Source organism: Microcystis sp. 0824, from assembly GCF_003112475.1.
Classification (GTDB): Bacteria; Cyanobacteriota; Cyanobacteriia; order Cyanobacteriales; family Microcystaceae; genus Microcystis; species Microcystis aeruginosa_C.
Genome location: NZ_BDSM01000014.1, coordinates 18215 through 34317 on the forward strand (window position 1 = coordinate 18215; position 16103 = coordinate 34317).

The following is a 16103-nucleotide window of genomic DNA, read 5'->3' on the forward strand; positions in this document are numbered from 1 at the left end:
TCCTCAAGAAAAGTATCAGAGTGAACTCCTGGAAAAGAATTGGTAAAATATAATTAGTAGGGAGAGTATTGCTGTTAATGTTTCGCTTTTTAACGAGACGTTAACCAAGCTCAAAAGCAAAAAATAGCAGTAATTTGCTAAAAGCTAAAAGCCGATAGCTGACTGCTCTATATATCTCTCGTATTCTTTACTTGTCGAGTTCAAAACGACCCCTTTATGGAATCAAGCAACCCGTCAGGGAAGACTTCCGAACCTCCTAGTCATAGGTGGGCCAACTTACTCGGAACCATGATCGCAATTCTGACCCTAACGTTACCCTTGTTAGCGATTGGATATAACTCCACGCCTAACTATACCGAAGAACCCCTTACCGGTAACACATCCTACTCCCTAACGAGGCAAATGAGGTGACAGAATTGAGATAGACGATTGCCAAAGTAAAAATTTTTTTCTTCGTCCCGATCCCCCTTATGGGTAGAATTTGGATCGGAGTTAATCAAAGTGTGTTTTAATTTCGCTTGCGCTTTTAGGTGACTCTAAAGGCGCTATTGTCTTGTATTTGGAGAAAGCTTGTGGATTTATCGCGCATTCCTGCCCAACCGAAACCCGGTTTAATTAACGTTTTAGTGGAAATTACCGCCGGTAGTAAGAATAAATACGAGTTTGATAAGGATTTAAACGCCTTTGCTCTCGATCGCGTTCTCTATTCTTCGGTACAATATCCCTGTGATTATGGTTTTGTTCCCAATACCCTCGCCGATGACGGCGATCCTTTAGATGGTATGGTAATCATGGATCAGCCTACTTTCCCCGGCTGTGTGATTACAGCGCGTCCCATTGGTATGTTAGAAATGATTGATGGTGGTGATCGCGATGAAAAAATTCTCTGTGTTCCCGCTAAAGATCCCCGTTATGCTGAGGTAAAATCTCTCAAAGATGTCTCTCCCCATCGCTTGGAGGAAATCGCCGAGTTTTTCAAAACCTATAAAAATCTAGAGAAAAAAGTCACAGAAATTCTCGGTTGGAAAGATGTGGACGCAGTAACTGCTTTAGTTGAACAGTGTATTGCTGCTTATAAGTAAGGTTTGCTGAACAAATTTATTGGTGGGGTTAGGAGGCAGGAGTCAGGGGTCAGAATTCAGGAGTCAGAATTCAGGAGATTATTTTTATATATTCTTCCTTCTCCCTTCTCCCTTCTCCCCACTTCCTAATTCATAATTGATAATTCATAATTGATAATTCCCATTCCCCACTTCCTAATTCATAATTGATAATTGATAATTCATAATTTATGAGAATAGAAACCTTAAAATCGGGTTTAATCGTCTCCTGTCAAGCGCCAGTGGAGTCATCTCTGCACGATCCTGTAATTATTGCCGGCATGGCTCATGCTTGCGTGGATAGGGGTGCTTGTGGGGTAAGAATTGATAGTCCCGCTCATCTGAAAGCCACCCGTCAACAATTGCCGGATATACCGATAATTGGACTCTGGAAACGCAATTATCGCGATTGTTCGGTATATATTACTCCCAAATATCAGGATGCTCTTGCCATTGCCGATGCGGGTGCCGATATAATTGCCTTAGATGCTACCCCAAGAAAGCGCCCCGATGATGAAAACTTAGCCACAATTATCGATCGTATTCATCGGGAAACTGGTAAATTAGTCATGGCAGATATAGACTCGATCGAAAGTGCTATTTATGCCGTGGCAGCTGGTGCTGATATTGTCGGTACAACTCTTTACGGTTACACAGAAGCAACTAAACAGCTGCAGCCGCCGAGTTTTTCTTTCCTAGAAGAATTAGTTAATAATTTATCAGTTCCTGTTATCTGTGAAGGAGGAATATCGACTCCAAAAGAAGCCAAAAAAGCCCTAGAAGTTGGTGCATATTCGGTAGTTGTTGGTACGGCAATTACAGGGATTGATTTAAAAACTACCGCTTTTTTACAAGGAATTTTATCAAAGGACTAATGGGAGGGAAAAACCCCAAAAAGTTTAGCCGCATCACCCAAAATGGCGACAACCAAAGCGATTATTCAGTTATCAGTTATCAGTTATCAGTTATCAGATTTGAGTTTTAAGTGTGCAGTATGGATTAAGTGAGCAGTATTAAATGGCTGTTTTCTGCTGTCTTTTCACCGATTACTGATTACTGATTACTTTTAACTGGCTGTTAACTTAGTCATAACTTGGATACTTTATAATCCCTATGTCAAGGGTCTGTAATAAAATTTAACCTAATCAAGGTCTGAACACCAGTTTTGACTTTATTCCTGAAAATATGAGTATTTCTCGTCGTAATTTCCTCACCTTTTTAACTGCCACTGCTGGTGTCTCTTTTTTCAGTCTGCAAGAGAAAAAATATTCCTCTCTGATTAGCAGTCCTGCGATCGCTGCTAATAGTTTCGGTTTCAACTTTGCCCCAGTCAAACTGCCGATTCCCTTAAAAATTGACGGTATGAGCGATGAAAGCCAAAAAAGTGCCTATCAAACCTATAAAGTCCTAGATGATCTCGTTCTTCCGCAAGGATTCACCTACGATGTGCTGGCACAGTGGGGGGATAAAGTGGGTGATTCCCGTTTCGGTTATAACAATGATTATCTATCTTTTATCGAAACCAGTCCGGGTCAAGTTTATCTAACCGTTAATTTTGAATATATCAGTGGTCGTACTTGGCTACAAACCTTTGAACAAGTGATTGGTAAAACCCTACCCGTCAAGGAAGTACGAGAAAAAACCAACGAAAAGGGCGAAATTGCCGCCTATCACCTGCAAGATGCCAGCTTAAAGGCAAAAATCGAGGAAATCTCCTTAGAAGGACTAATTGATCAGGGAATTGGCGTAATTTCCCTCGCTAAAGATCAAACGGGAAAATGGCAACGTACCTATAGTAAAGCCGATCGCCGCATTACCGGTATTTCTGGACTAAAGGACGGTCGTTACCTGAAAGCGACCGGTCCTGCTGTAGCAATTTTTACCAAAACTGATAAACTTGGCTACGATGACGGATTAGGGGCAAAAATTATCGGAACGTTGCAAAATTGCGCCGGGGGAACAACTCCCTGGGGAACCGTATTTAGTGCCGAGGAGAACTTTCAAGACCAAGTGACCGAGGTAGTGTTAAAAGATGGTTCCTCTTTGCATCCCGATACTACCCCCTTTATTCTCAATAGTGGGGAAGTGGATGGCCGGGGTAACGTCTTCGGGTTAGCGGGAAATAAATACGGTTGGATGGTGGAGGTGGATCCTGCCAATCCCGACGATTATGGCACAAAACACACTTGGTTAGGGCGTTTTCGCCATGAAGCGGTCGCTTTTCTCGCTCAAACGGGGCAACCCTTGGCGGTTTATTCAGGATGCGATCGCAGAGGCGGTCATATCTATAAATTCGTTTCCGAGGGCAAAATTAGCGATATTAAGGCGAAAAATAACTCAAAACTCCTAGAAAAAGGAATGCTCTACGGGGCGAAATTCAACCCCGATAAAACCGGTTATTGGATACCCTTAAATCCCGACACGGAGATAAATCCCGTCCTACCGAGTCAAATTGCCGCTAGTCGCGGGGATGGGGTGGTAGCCTTGCCAAATCCCGAAAGAACGGTCAATGATAATCAATTACTGTTATTTAAGGACGATGAGGAGATTCTAGCCTACAAAGCTAAATATAAGACCCTCGCAGACCTGTATGAAGGTAATGGGACGGAAAAACAGGGGGCAATTCTCATCGATGCTCATTTTGCCGCTAACGCCGTTGGGGTCACTTGTACTGGTCGGCCAGAAGATACGGAAGTGGACGAGAATGGCACTTTATATATGACCTTTACCTCTGGTAGTCCCAGTCAAGCGGAGGGAGGAGCCGATAGGGAGATATTTAAGGGACCAAATGGCGAAATACCCTACGAATTTGGTTGGATTATCAGCTTAAGGGAAGATAACAACGATGCTGCTTCCTTAAGTTTTCGTTGGGATGTGGTCGCTTATGGAGGGGAACCGACAGAGAAAGGTGAGGGTTTTTCTAATCCCGATAACCTCGCTTTCGATAAACAGGGAAATCTCTGGATGGTTAGCGATATTTCTACGGGTGGGTTAAATCGAGAGATGAAAACTCGTTATCCCCAAGGGGTCCCGGTTAGTCAACGGGATTTATTGGGGATTTTTGGTAATAATAGCGCTTGGGTGTTTGCCAAGGGTCAAGAGCATCCCTATCCTTTTGCTATCGCTCCCATGGATGCGGAATTAACGGGATTGTACTTTACTCCCGACCAAGAGACGTTATTTTTGGCAGTACAGCATCCGGGGGAAGCGGGGGGAATTCGTCGGGATTTGGCCTTTGAAAACCGTAAATTTGCCCTTAAAACCACTAATGGACAGGAATTTGAACAAATACGACAAGTACCCCTAGGGTCGAATTGGCCTAGTGGTCAAGTTAATCAACCTCCCCGGCCAGCAGTGGTGGCAATTCGCCGAATCGACTCAAAATAGGTGAGGGAAGTGGGGAAGTGGGGTGTGGGGTGTGGGGTGTGGGGTGTGGGGTGTGGGGTGTAGGGTGTGGGAGAGAAGGGAGCAGGGAAAACAAATAAAAATAGTCTCCTGACTCCTATCTCCTGACTCCTATCTCCTTCCTCCTGACTCCTGACTCCTAACCCAATGTTGGACAAAGATAAGCAAAAATTATTGATTGAGTGCAAAAACTTGAGAATATTTAAATTAACATTCCGCAATATTTACAAATTCTTAAGAATTAATTGAGAAAGATTTTTATTTAACAACGAGGTTGTGATGGTTACAGCGATTTGATAGAATTTCATAATGGGCTATTCTATGCTTTTTTGAGCAGCAATAGTTGAAACCCTTGCCACACCTAGAAAGTGATCCTAATTAAGACGGGTAAATCAGCCAATTTCACCCACAACGATGATCTTTTTTTTGTGTAGTTTTATTGCCAAAAAAAAGTTTTTTTGACAAAAAGCACAAAGTATGATATATGGGGACGTGCTTTCTGGCTGCGATTAATTATTGTAGAGGGGAGAAGGGAGAGGGGAGATATATAATTTAGCTAGAAGCTTAAGTGCAGCGAAAAATGTCAACTGAGCCAATTAGGGGCCATAAAGATTGGAAGTCCTATCAAAAAGCCTTCTGTGCAGCCATGAAAATTTTTCAATTGTCGAAAAGTTTTCCTAAAGAAGAAAAATATACTCTAACCGACCAAATTCGACGGTATTCTCGTTCTGTTTGTGCTAATCTAGCGGAGACATGGCGTAAACCTAGATACCAAGCCGCATTTAACAAACATGGTTAGATTTTGCCGTACAGTGCGGATATATGGACGCACAAACAGGAGAAAAATTATCAAGTGTGTACGAGGAAATTTTGGCTATTTTAGGGCAAATAATTAATAATTCTCAGCCATGGCTCTTAAAGCGTTAATATACAGTTTTAATCCCCTCTCCCATCTCCCCCGCTCCCCACTCTTCTATGCTTTTTAAACAGGATTTAGTATGACTAGGGACCTCTGTAGAATTTTATTGATAGAGGACGAACCGACGACTGTTAAATTAATCCAGAGATTGCTGTTAAAGGCCCCCCAATGTTCCCTGGCCAGGGGGTTGACTTTTACCCTCACCCAAGCTCAGGATCTAGAGGAAACTGCCGAAAAACTGGCAGGGGAGAAATTTGATCTCATCCTCTTAAGCTTGGAAATCTCCGTCCCCCCCGGCTTAAATATTCTAGTCAAAACCAGAGAATTAGCCTCTGATATACCGATAGTGGTTCAAACTACTAGCAATGATGAGAAATTAGTCGTTAAAGCCTTTCAACTGGGTGCTGACGGTTATATTCAGTTAAATAATATCGATAGTAGTCTTTTAGTCTATCAAATTCGTGTGGCGATCGAGCGTCAGCAATATATCCTCAATCTTAAACATCAACAACAGGAAGAAGAATTTCGCGAACTGGAACAGTTAATCAAGGGAGTACAAACTAGCATAACGGCGAAAATGTTCGGTTCTGAGGCAATAAGGCAGAGTATTCCCGATATTTTTCAAGAATTAGTCCAAAATTACGGAGAGTTATTAGATTTAGCTTTAGAAGAACAAGCATATAAAGTGGAACATAATCTATCGGAACGACTGCGAAGCTTGGCCGATAAGTTAGGATTCTTAAAAGCGAGTCCTCGCGATGTGGTGGATATTCATACCACCACCCTACGCCAAAAAAATCAGGATGTCACCCTGGCCAAAGCGCAGGCCTACGTTAGCGAAGGTCGTCTCATGGTCTTGGAATTGATGGGTTATCTCGTCTCTTTCTATCGTAAATACTATATCGGTCTCAGCAACATTAAACTGTTCAATAACACGCAATCATGAGTCAATATCTTCTCAAACTCTACATTATGGGTGATTCAAGTAAATCCCAGAGGGCGATCGCTAATATTTTTCGGATCTGTCGTGAGGAGTTATCGGATCTTTATACGGTAGAAATAATTGATGTTCTCGAACAGCCGCAATTAGCGGAACAGGATAAAATTCTCGTAACTCCTACTTTAGTCAAGCAACTTCCCCCACCCCTACAAAGAATTATCGGCGATATGTCCAATACCCAAAAGGTTCTCCTCGGTTTGGATGTTATTCCCAAAGACTCCCATCTCAATTAGGATTCACCTAAAAATTCTTCTGGTTAGGTTTTTCCTCGCTAATAAGCTCTAATCTTGATTTTATTTGATCGCTGCACCGATATGTTTGAAAATCTGCAAAACCCTATATAGTTCTTCTCTGGAAATAAAGGGAGCAAATACCCTAGATAGGGCATAATGATGGGCATTAGCTCTCAATTTGACCAATAAAATATCATCTCCATTGGTGACGAGGGCAAAGCCAGGTTTTTCGGTCCGGGGATTAGCCATCAAATAGGCTAAGGTTTGCGGTAAGGCAGTCCAAACCGATAGGGCAGTTTTTTTGATTCTACAATTACCACCCAAAACTGATTTAACCAGACTAACACATCGATTCTACCCGATAGTATTTCTTCCCCATCATCGACGGTTAAGCTTACCGATTCCTCTACGCGTACTCGCAAAGGCGGATCGTAAAAACCCGCAATCGCTAGTAAGGGAGAAACTAACAATAAAGTCACGGTTCCTTCTAATAACTGTCCCGCCGATCTTTGGTATAAATATCTTTGTCTTAGTTCATCCAAACTCTTTTTTTCATGGCTAGATAGGGCCAGTAAATCACTTTGCCATTCGGGAAAAAATGACCCATCTTCTGTTAAGGAGAGATTAAATCTTGTCTCAGCTAGGGCAATAGTTGTGATCGCTTCGGTAATGGCACTCGACATAAAAATTAGCTCACCAATCTAGATAAAACTTCTCGATGAATTAAAGCTCGATCGATTAAAAAATGTTTGCGATCGCTGGTTAATCCCTCTCCATTGGCATAAAAATCAATCCAAGTGGTACTAATATCATTAACTGCCTCTGGTAACTGATCTAATTCCCAACCCAGCATCGGTACTTCGGCAATTAATCGCGACACTTTCGGATCATAACTAAGGGCAAAACAACGACAATCTTCTGCCGCAGCCATAATCAAACTATGAAAGCGCATTCCGATCACCATTTCTACCCCGCGAAATAAGCCTTTTAACTGTCTCGGATCCTCTAAACTAATGATTTGATAATTTTCCCTTAATTGACGGGCTACAGCTTCACAGAGGGGCAAATCCCGCGACTTTTGAAAAGGGACTAGGAGAATAAACGCCCCCGTACTGATTTGTAAATCGATTAAAGCTCGGGTTAATTTATCTAATTTTGCTGGGGTTAATAGGGGATGGGGCCGTAAATTGACGGCGATTCTTGGGGCGGGTAAATCCGATAATCCCTTGACTGATTGAGCGTCCAAAGCCCATACTGGATCGGGGGCAACAATCGGACTAATACCCCAATCAGCCACTAAATGAGCCGATATATCATCGCGCACAGTAACTAAACTACATTGTTTTAAGACTTTTTTGGTTAACCAACGGGTAAAAGGTCTATTTAATGGTCCAATTCCCTGGCCCCAAGCAATAGTTTTTAAGCCCAATAATTGAGCAAGAGCCATTAAACCACCGTAATAAATTGGACTGGCAAAACTGGTGACATCCTGCATTAAACTGCCGCCACCCCAGATAAATACATCTGCTTTTTTCAGAGTTTGCAAAATTTGCCACCAATCCCGACTAGGACAGGTTTCTACTCCATAACGTTGACTGGTTTCTCTGGGGTTATTTGACAAAACAATGGGTTTAATTGCTGAGGGTAACATCTGCAATAGAGACACTAATAATGCCTCATCTCCTCCGTTTCCTCTCCCATAATATCCACAAATTACTGCACGCATATATCAGTTATCAGTTATCAGTTATCAGTTGTCAGCCAGAAAAAGGCAAGAGTCAAAAGGCAAAAGTATGGTGAATTTGTCTCCTGTCTCCTTTGTCCGCTTTGTTACTTTTTCCTTGAAAAATGTCCCTTAGTTTCTTAAGTTATGCTGTCAGCTACAAGTTAGCAGTGACCAGTTTTATTCGATTCAGTGTTCAGTTTATCTATTTTCTTATTCCCACTCATAACTAATAGCTTAAACCTGATCACTGGTTACTGATCACTGATCACTGATTTAGTCGTCCATTTGCCAGGGTTCGGTGATGTTTTTTTCATCGAGGATATTTTTTGCTCTTAAAATCAAGACTAATTGACCTAAGATGGTGACATCGGGGGGACTATCAAACCATTGTAAAAAGACGGAATTATCTCTCTCTACTAGATAATAATTGTTCACGTCCCATTCGGCCAAAACTCGATCGATCACTAATAACACTTCCTCGGATCTGGTGGCAATCGATCGAGGTAATTGATCACTAGGCCATAAAATAGCTACAGGATCGATCGCTTTGAGAATTGCTTGCCAACCGGGGAGAGGCACAATCGTTTGTTTATCCCCCACCGTTACCAGTCGAAAAGGTTCCTCGACGCTCAAACTTTCTGTGTGTTTTATATCAGTTACCGTCACCGGAAATCTTCCCACTAAAGGAATAATTCTGGCTAATTCGTCCTCATCCTGTAAACGATGGACGGGTAGCAACGGTGCGCTACGGGAGGGAGTAACGGTAAAATCTTGTAGTAAAGACTCGATCGCCTGTCTGGCCGAGTCAGAATGGGCAAATTTCAAACCTTTAGCGATTAATTTCGCTCTTTCGGCTAAATCTCGCTTTTGTTTGCCCCGTTTCCAACACTGGTAAGCGATCGCATCTCCCGGATGACGGGTAAATTCACTGGGAATCTGGGATAAACGGGAAAAATCTTGGATAGCTTTGGCGATATCGTGTGCTTCAGCCACCTCAATCCTTTTTTCTGCCGCTAATTTCGCTGCCCCCAATCTTTGTTCTTGGTTGAGAATCCGTAATTCGTATAGCACATCACTGCGCGGCCCGATGTAGTAACTTAATAAATCTTCATCTGCTCCTGCTTTGATTAAACTCTCAAAAACTTGGGCAGCGACAATAATTAAATTTTGTTGGGCATTTTGAAAACCCGTTTGTTCAAAGATTAACTGGGAATCGTAGCCAGCTTTTTGCAGTTTTTGACATTTTTGCCCCCAATTCACCCAATTTCCTTCCTTATGAAGCAGCGAGCGCATTAATTCGGTCGCTTCCGTTTCGCTGATTCGATCATCTGTACTGCGAGGCTGTTCTGTCATAGACAATTTGATCAAGCTACAATAACTAAAATTTATCTAATCCCTCAAAAATCTTCAATAGCAATTAAGGTTAACAGGATAGACTAGATAGTAACAGGATAGCTGACAATCACCCCCTTCGTACCTGTTAGGGCAAGTTTATCTTCAATGTCTAGATTAAGAGTTAATGGAAGCATTCCCCCCTCGTCCACAACTAACCCCGGTCAAAGGACGATGAAAACCAAGCGTCACCCCAAAGATAGCGCCTTGGGTTTAGTCTCTACCCTCAGCTTTCCGGCGATCGTCGGGACGGCGGATATGATGCTAAAATCGGCAGAAGTTACCCTCGTGGGTTACGAAAAAATTGGCGGTGGTCACTGTACGGCGATCGTGCGTGGTAATATTGCCGATGTGCGTTTAGCAGTGGAAGAAGGGGCAAAAACCGCCGCACAGTTCGGACAATTGGTATCTAAATCGGTTATTCCCCGACCGATGCCCAATTTAGAGGTAATTTTCCCCATTGGTAGCCGTTTAGCCGAAATTGCCCAAAGTCAACGGGGTTTCAGCAAACTGAGCAATATGTCGATCGGTCTCTTGGAAACCCGCGGTTTTCCTGCTATGGTGGGGGCAGCCGATGCCATGTTAAAATCGGCCGATGTGCAGTTAGCTTCCTACGAAACGATTGGGGATGGTTTGTGTACGGCCATTATCCGGGGTTCCGTCGCTAATGTGGCCGTGGCCATTGATGCGGGAATGCGGGAAGCAGAGAAAATCGGTGAACTGCACGCGGTGATGATTATTCCCCGTTTATTGGAAGATTTAGAACATACCCTACCGGTGGCCAGCTACTGGTTAGAAACCCCCGAACCTTTACCGATGTTGTTACCCAATACTGTCCGGGAAAAACAACGGGAATTGGTTGCTTTACCGGAATTGGAAAAAACCAAAATACCAATTCGTCGCCAAGAAATGCAGGAGAAAGTGTTAGAAGAAGTGATTCCCGTGGAAGTTATCACCGATGAGGACAATTATTAATTTTTATTTTCAGCTTTGCTCCTGTGCTGCTAAAAGTACAGGAGCAAAGGTTTGAATTAGGGTTTGCGGCAAAAAGTTTGTTGGTGGGTGTGGGGTGGGTACTTGTATCGGGTTTGAATGATAATTTCACGGTAAAAAATCTTTACAGAAGCCCCCGACAATTAAACGAATCAAATAATTATAAATTTTTGTCAAGGGGTGCGGTCAGATCAAATAATCGTCGCTAGAATTAGCCTAAATTGTCAGGAATTTAGTTAAACAAGGTTTTTGACAATAGGCTAATCTGGCTAACAGGCTTTAATATGACAATTATGATGGGATTAATATTAATAAAACACAAGACATACCAATAGACTATAAGGGATATATGGGAGTGCCAATAACATTTTTACATAAATTTAATCCCGACCAATTTGAAATAATTAAATTCAGGAAAGGGAATGATGATAAAGATTTATCAGTAAATGGGAAATGTCCGTATTTTAGAATACTAATCAAGAATAAACGAATACAAACTGAATATATTGATTTAACTGACAAAGAAAGATAAGGTATAACAAATCGTTGTACCTGACATTTTTCCGCTAGGATCCAAAATGTCGGTGAAATCGATCGTTATGCTCCAAAGCTAGTGCGATACCGAAGGCACTGGGTAGCCCCCCTAGATGGGGTTGGAGGGCTTGCTTTAGGGCGCGATACTGGGTTATAGGGGTTTTCAAGATTAGTGCTATTTCTAATCAAATCCTATGCTAGACTGATGGTAAGAGCAGTTATCAACTACTACAAAAAGTTGAATTGGTAAAATACATGAGTACATCAGCAAAATCACTAGAAGAACTGGTGAGACAATTATCGCCCCAGTTAAAGGTTGAAGTACAAACGTTTGTAGAGTCACTTTTAAGTAAATCTAACCAACCTATAAAACGTAAACTCCGTCAAGACTGGGCAGGGATGCTTAAAACTGATTACACATCAATTGAGTTACAGCATCTTGCAGTTGAATGGAGAAATGGCTAGTGTTTCTTCTGGATACGAATATTTGGCTAGAACGCTTATTAGGACAAGCACAGGCGGAGGTTGTTGCGGAGCTACTTGATACGCTCTCGCCCTCTGATATGTGTATGACTGATTTTACTTTGCATTCTATCGGGGTGATCTGTAATCGGCTGAATCAAAGAGACGTTTTTATCAAATTTGTGGATGACGTTTTGATTGATGCTAGTGTTTTGCTGGTCAGTGTTCCTGCTAACCAAATGAAGAGAGTCGTAGAAATAATAGATATCTTTCGCTTGGATTTTGATGATGCTTACCAATATGTTGCTGCCGAGCTTGAAAAAGCTACTATTGTGAGTTTTGATCAAGATGTTGACAAGACAGAGCAAAGACGTTTGACTCCTATGCAAGTGCTTAAAATTAGAAATTAATTGCTTGCTCCCGTCAGTGCGATGCCGAAGGCAATTTTGTAGGGTGCGTTCCCTAATGCAAGTCCTACTACTCCACTAATAGATTTTTGGGGAACTCACCATGCACATTGATTGAAACTGTGGGTTTAAGTGCGGTCGCCGATCTTAATAAGCTACATTAACAACAATACTTAAAGAGAAGGCTTAAAATGGTTAAATCAACTTTGTACACGACAGCAAAAGTCCTACCGGGAAATAGAATTGAAATTGAATCTCCAGATCTGACTGTAGGACAAACTGTTGAGGTGGTTATTTTGGTTGAAGAAGTTAGTTCTGATTATTCCACCACCGAATATATCTCTCCATCCTTAAAACAGCGTCTTGCTTTTCTGAAGTTACCAATGACTGAACGGAGGAATATTCTCAAAAGTCAAGCCGATATAATGCTCTCTCACTATCAACAAGATTCTGAATGGCAGGAGTTAATGGCAGGTGATATCATTGACTATTAACCCTGAGCTGCCAAAACGTGGAAAAATTTGGTTAGTCAACTTCGATCCTACTGTGGGTGCAGAAATCAAAAAAGTGCGTCCTGCTGTCGTCATCAGTTCCGATTCAGTAGGAAAGCTTCCTATCAAGCTTATTGCTCCTATTACAGACTGGAAAACATATTTTTCAGCAAATTTCTGGCACGTTAAAATTGAACCTAACAGTATCAATGGATTGAATAAAGCTTCTGCAATTGATACTCTTCAACTAAGAGGGGTGGATTTACAAAGGTTTATTCATAAATTAGGAAGCGTTTCTGAAATTACAATGCTGGAAATTGTAGCCTCCATTGCTACTGTAATCGAATTTGAGGTCTAACAAATCATTGCACCCGACTAATAAAAAGCGACTGATGCTGGAAAATAGACCAAAATGGCGGGTGAATTCAGCTGGTAGGGTGCGTTCCCTAATATGGCTCCTATTGCTCCACTAATAGATTTTTGGGGAACGCACCATGCACATTGATTGAAACTGTGGGTTAAAGTGCGATACCGAAGGCACTAGAACGTAGGTTGGGTTGAAGCATGAAACCCAACGCCTGATCCTGTTACGCTACCGTTAACCCGTCCTACAAATAATTGTGCCTCCCTACTTAACGGTGATTATAATCCTAGAGAGGATTCTTTTTTTCCTATCACTGCATAGAAGGGATCAGCGACCATAATTCCTAACATTTGCAGGAAACTGGGGGTAGTAGCAGGACGAACGATCGCCTGTACTTCCCTAAATCCCGCCACCGATTTAAAATAGGATTTCACTAACGCTACCCGGCCTAAATCGCTATTATCGCGCCAAGCAGCGATCGCTTTTTGGTAAAACATTCGATTGGAAAAACTAACCACCACCAGACCATGAGGCTTTAAAATGCGATACAGTTCCGCAAAAATCGCCTCTGGATACTGCAAATACTGCACCGACACCGTGATTAACACCGCATCAAAAGAACTATCCTCTAGGGGCAATTTTGGCTGTGCATTGAGGTCTTGGACAAAATAACTATGCAAGCGGGGATTTTTGGCTAACTCCTCCCCATTCATCCCGTGACCTTCGATATGCTCAAATTCCATCTCTTCCGGTAAATGGGACACCCAGCTGCTCATCAAGTCTAAAATGCGTGTATTCGGCGATAAGATCTCTCGGTAGAGAGCGGTTAATTGATCGATAAAACCCTCATCCACGTGGGTGACAAAGCGGGGAAAAGCATAAAAATCGCTGTCTTTCGTCGGATCGAGTTTAGTTCTTTCTTCGGGTCGGAGCATTTTTGTCAAGTTAATTTTACTATTCTTAACATACCCCAGAGACTGAAAAAAGGGTTAACCGAACTGGTCAACCCCTAGGCTTGGGAACGCGCTGTAAATCTTAGCTTTGAACGACTAGCTTAACGTTAGCGTTTTGCAGACCGCGCTGTTTCACTTCGGATAGGGTTTTGTTCACAGCGTATTTTTGGTTAATCGAGTTGATCAATTCGGTTTGATTGTGTTTTTTGGCTACACCCCAGAGGTCGGCGATTAAATCGAAACTGCCGTCGGTATTGCGAGACCAACCGAGATCATATTCGCCATCGAGAACAGCAACGATGTCGGAGCGAACCCGTTGACCGTTGTAACCACGAACATCAGCTTCGGTTTTTACGCTAATACCGAGGTCGCGGAGAGAAGCTTTGAGGATTTCGGCATCGGTGATTTTGGTCCGGAGAGTGCTGAAATGAGACATTGGAATTTCCTCTTTGTAGATTAAGAATTAACAACAACAGATTGAGAGTTAAAGAGTGCCGCCAAGCGGCTTTTCGAGGCATTGCTAGTCCCTGAGAACTAGCCTTTCATCCCGTTGGGACCGGGCGAAAGTCTGTTAGAACTCCAATCGCTGGTACTCAGCGACGGAGGCCGAAGCAGGTCGGGCGCGTTGTCTGGCCCAATCACGCAGGGCAGTTACCTGTTCGGTCATGGTGCGAGATAGGGGCAGAGTCGCCTTAATCGCCGCAATAATGTCTAATTGCGTGAATTCGCGATCTTGGGCGAAGGCCTCATACATGGCGGCAATCAGCGCCTGTTCTATTTCCGCACCGGAAAACCCATCGGATACCTTGGCTAACTGCTCCAAATCGAAGCGAGAAATGTCGGAGCGTCGTTTAGTCAGGTGAATATTAAAGATATCTTGTCTTTCTTCGGAATTGGGCAAATCGACAAAGAAGATTTCATCGAAGCGCCCCTTACGGAGAAATTCCCCGGGTAGCCGTTCAATCCGGTTAGCTGTGGCCATGACGAAGACGGGCGAGGTTTTTTCCTGCATCCAAGTCAGGAAGGAGCCGAAGATGCGGCTAGAGGTTCCCCCATCGGAATCGGCGGATCCTGTACCACCGGCAAAAGCTTTATCTAATTCATCGATGAAAAGAATGGCCGGAGAGATGGATTCGGCAGTTTTTAAGGCATTACGCAGGTTAGCCTCAGACCGTCCCACCATGGAACCATCGTAAACCCGTCCCATATCTAAGCGCAGGAGCGGCAAACTCCAGAGGCGCGAGGTGGTTTTAGCGATTAAGGACTTACCACAGCCCGGTACTCCTAAAATTAGCATCCCTTTCGGTTGGGGGAGTCCGTAACCTCTGGCTCTTTCTGTAAAGGCGTTCGAGCGCTGTTTTAACCATTTTTTTAGTTCTTCCAGACCGCCGACGGCATTGATGGTCTCGTCCTCTTCAATGTATTCTAAGATTCCGTTGCGGCGAATCAGTTGTTTTTTCTCGGAGAGGACGATTTCTACCTCGTCTTCCGTCAATTTGTTCGCTTTTACATAGGCCTTGCGGTACACCTTTTCGGCTTCATCTTTGGTTAAGCCCAAGGCCGCTTTCAGGAGTTTTTCCCGGACCTCTGTGGTGGTACGACGATTTTTATTTTTGGCTAGGTGTTGCGAGAGAACTGTATCTAACTCTCCCATGTCCGGCAGGGGAAAATCTAGAACTACCACGTCTTTCTCTAGTTCTATGGGGACTTCTTGCAGGGGAGACATTAAAATAATGATTTTTTCGGTTCCTTTAAAGCTGGCGATCGCATCTCTTAACCAGCGAGTGACCGGCGCAGAAGTGATGAACGGATGCAGGTCTTTGAAGATGTAGATGCCCGCTTCCCGTTGACGCACTACCCATTCGATCGCCGCTTCTGGAGACACGGTATTATGTTGACTGGTTTGGCGCGGTTGACCTAGTTCGATCATGCCGTGGGTGACAGTCCAGACAAACACCCGTCGATGTTGTGTATTTAGTTGGGCTATTTTGCTGATGGCTTCTTCCGCCCTTTCCTCCTCGGAGGTGACGAGGTAAATCAGCGGATACTGAGCCTTGACGAGAATTTCTAGCTCTTCTTTCATAACATCGACCCTATTTGTGGTAACGGTTTTGACCTTGGGCG

The 16103-nt window shown here is 43.1% G+C and carries 18 protein-coding genes and 1 pseudogene; 12 read left to right on the forward strand and 7 right to left on the reverse strand.

The genetic code is table 11. The features are described 5' to 3' along the window. Positions 1–572: 572 nt before the first annotated feature. The 6 genes from N0824_RS05920 to N0824_RS05950 all read left to right on the forward strand — a co-directional run bounded on the left by N0824_RS05920 (position 573) and on the right by N0824_RS05950 (position 6657). Complete coding sequence (locus tag N0824_RS05920; protein ID WP_002760578.1) at positions 573–1082, forward strand: inorganic diphosphatase; 510 nt, start codon at positions 573–575, stop codon at positions 1080–1082. Between the two features lie 209 nt (positions 1083–1291). Then, entirely contained in the window at positions 1292–1975 is a 684-nt protein-coding gene (locus tag N0824_RS05925; RefSeq protein ID WP_108936074.1) for an N-acetylmannosamine-6-phosphate 2-epimerase, read from the forward strand. A gap of 310 nt (positions 1976–2285) precedes the next feature. After that, positions 2286–4487: a PhoX family phosphatase gene (locus tag N0824_RS05930; RefSeq protein WP_108936075.1), complete on the forward strand. Its 2202-nt coding sequence runs from the start codon at positions 2286–2288 to the stop codon at positions 4485–4487. A 598-nt stretch (positions 4488–5085) separates the two neighbouring features. Then, positions 5086–5304: a four helix bundle protein gene (locus tag N0824_RS21715; RefSeq protein WP_108936077.1), complete on the forward strand. Its 219-nt coding sequence runs from the start codon at positions 5086–5088 to the stop codon at positions 5302–5304. Positions 5305–5503: 199 nt separating this feature from the next. Continuing rightward, a complete protein-coding gene (locus N0824_RS05945) occupies positions 5504–6370 on the forward strand; it encodes a response regulator (RefSeq protein ID WP_108936078.1) in 867 nt (288 codons plus the stop codon). Continuing rightward, entirely contained in the window at positions 6367–6657 is a 291-nt protein-coding gene (locus N0824_RS05950; protein WP_002752661.1) for a circadian clock KaiB family protein, read from the forward strand. Before N0824_RS05945 ends, N0824_RS05950 begins: the two co-directional genes overlap by 4 nt. A 60-nt stretch (positions 6658–6717) precedes the next feature. On the opposite strand, the gene N0824_RS05955 is transcribed toward N0824_RS05950, so the two are convergent. The 4 genes from N0824_RS05955 to N0824_RS05970 all read right to left on the reverse strand — a co-directional run bounded on the left by N0824_RS05955 (position 6718) and on the right by N0824_RS05970 (position 9736). Further along, complete coding sequence (locus N0824_RS05955) at positions 6718–6906, reverse strand: hypothetical protein (protein ID WP_108936079.1); 189 nt, start codon at positions 6904–6906, stop codon at positions 6718–6720. Between the two features lie 8 nt (positions 6907–6914). Beyond that, complete coding sequence (locus N0824_RS05960; RefSeq protein ID WP_199224887.1) at positions 6915–7340, reverse strand: hypothetical protein; 426 nt, start codon at positions 7338–7340, stop codon at positions 6915–6917. 5 nt (positions 7341–7345) lie between these two features. Beyond that, positions 7346–8383: a polysaccharide pyruvyl transferase CsaB gene (gene csaB / locus N0824_RS05965; protein WP_108936081.1), complete on the reverse strand. Its 1038-nt coding sequence runs from the start codon at positions 8381–8383 to the stop codon at positions 7346–7348. Positions 8384–8656: 273 nt separating this feature from the next. Next, positions 8657–9736 carry a RuBisCO accumulation factor 1 gene (locus N0824_RS05970; RefSeq protein WP_108936082.1) on the reverse strand — a complete coding sequence of 360 codons (1080 nt, stop codon included), beginning with the start codon at positions 9734–9736 and terminating at the stop codon, positions 8657–8659. A gap of 213 nt (positions 9737–9949) precedes the next feature. On the opposite strand from N0824_RS05970, the gene N0824_RS05975 reads away from it, so the two are divergent. From N0824_RS05975 to N0824_RS06000, 6 genes and pseudogenes are all read left to right on the forward strand, one after another. After that, a complete protein-coding gene (locus tag N0824_RS05975; protein ID WP_002753877.1) occupies positions 9950–10750 on the forward strand; it encodes a carbon dioxide-concentrating mechanism protein in 801 nt (266 codons plus the stop codon). A 301-nt stretch (positions 10751–11051) separates the two neighbouring features. Further along, positions 11052–11300: pseudogene (locus tag N0824_RS05980) on the forward strand (adenine-specific methyltransferase EcoRI family protein); the annotation flags it as partial. Between the two features lie 257 nt (positions 11301–11557). Further along, entirely contained in the window at positions 11558–11767 is a 210-nt protein-coding gene (locus tag N0824_RS05985; protein WP_002760653.1) for a DUF2281 domain-containing protein, read from the forward strand. Then, positions 11767–12174, forward strand: coding sequence for a PIN domain-containing protein (locus tag N0824_RS05990; protein WP_233256370.1), 408 nt, complete (start codon positions 11767–11769; stop codon positions 12172–12174). Before N0824_RS05985 ends, N0824_RS05990 begins: the two co-directional genes overlap by 1 nt. Before the next feature lie 188 nt (positions 12175–12362). After that, positions 12363–12665 carry a hypothetical protein gene (locus N0824_RS05995; RefSeq protein WP_108936084.1) on the forward strand — a complete coding sequence of 101 codons (303 nt, stop codon included), beginning with the start codon at positions 12363–12365 and terminating at the stop codon, positions 12663–12665. After that, entirely contained in the window at positions 12646–13020 is a 375-nt protein-coding gene (locus N0824_RS06000) for a type II toxin-antitoxin system PemK/MazF family toxin (protein WP_199224886.1), read from the forward strand. Before N0824_RS05995 ends, N0824_RS06000 begins: the two co-directional genes overlap by 20 nt. A gap of 284 nt (positions 13021–13304) precedes the next feature. Here N0824_RS06000 and N0824_RS06010 read toward each other — a convergent pair whose 3' ends face one another. The 3 genes from N0824_RS06010 to N0824_RS06020 all read right to left on the reverse strand — a co-directional run bounded on the left by N0824_RS06010 (position 13305) and on the right by N0824_RS06020 (position 16062). Then, positions 13305–13961 (reverse strand): class I SAM-dependent methyltransferase, encoded by a 657-nt coding sequence (locus N0824_RS06010; protein ID WP_108936086.1) that lies wholly within the window; start codon positions 13959–13961, stop codon positions 13305–13307. A 100-nt stretch (positions 13962–14061) separates the two neighbouring features. Then, positions 14062–14415 carry a DUF1257 domain-containing protein gene (locus N0824_RS06015; RefSeq protein ID WP_002731874.1) on the reverse strand — a complete coding sequence of 118 codons (354 nt, stop codon included), beginning with the start codon at positions 14413–14415 and terminating at the stop codon, positions 14062–14064. Positions 14416–14550: 135 nt separating this feature from the next. Beyond that, the gene (locus N0824_RS06020) at positions 14551–16062 is read right to left on the reverse strand and encodes an AAA family ATPase (protein WP_108936087.1); all 1512 of its coding nucleotides are present in this window, start codon (positions 16060–16062) and stop codon (positions 14551–14553) included. Positions 16063–16103 lie beyond the last annotated feature (41 nt).